A 716-nucleotide genomic window follows, 5' to 3' on the forward strand; every position below is an offset into this window, starting at 1 on the left:
ATATCCCCCGTGAACACGCTGACCAGTCCATGCCAGCTGTTCAGACCCTGCTTGCCCAGCGTCGAGATATAGCTCCTGATGCGGGCAAAGTTCCGCCCGCCCTCCTCGGACCTGAACCCTCCAGACACCTTGCGTTTCACGCACCACGGGCGCACATCACGTTCTGCCTGATTGTTGTCGAACGGCACGCGCTCGTCATGGAGGAAGCGCAGCACCGCCGCGCGGTGCTGCCGGCACCGCATCGCCAGATTCCGCCCAGGTGATTGCCCGGTTCGCCCGCGTCGTCCAGGAACCGGGGGCACCTCAGGATTGACCTGAAGCGCCTTTTCCAGCAACGCATCAAACCGTTGCTCGAATGCCGTCCGTGCCAGGGGGGTCAGTCGGCCTTGTTTCTGCTCGTGGTACACCTGGCGCAAGGCGTCTCGCAGTTCGCCTGCCCATTCCTGAGCATGATGTTCGGCCAGACCGCGCAGTTCACGCAGCAGGTGAGCACCGCACAGCGCATGCTGTGCGGGGAGCTTGAAATAGGTGCTCCACGCGTCATGGACGAGTACGCCTTCATAGTGCGGCAGCACGTTCATGGCCTCCAGTGCGGCGAAGCCTCTCTTCGGATGGTGACCGTAGAACGTGAGCTGCGCGCAGCTCACGACATGCATCCACTGGAGGCGCCCATTGACCTTGCTGCCCGTCTCGTCCGCATGCAGGACGGGTTGCTG

General features: G+C 63.0%; 1 protein-coding gene. It reads right to left on the reverse strand.

The window, feature by feature from the left end; genetic code table 11:
* A partial coding sequence (locus QZ271_RS14400; RefSeq protein ID WP_291432631.1) for an IS66 family transposase occupies nucleotides 1-716 on the reverse strand: 716 nt, incomplete at both ends.

This window comes from Deinococcus sp., assembly GCF_018260555.1.
GTDB lineage: Bacteria > Deinococcota > Deinococci > Deinococcales > Deinococcaceae > Deinococcus.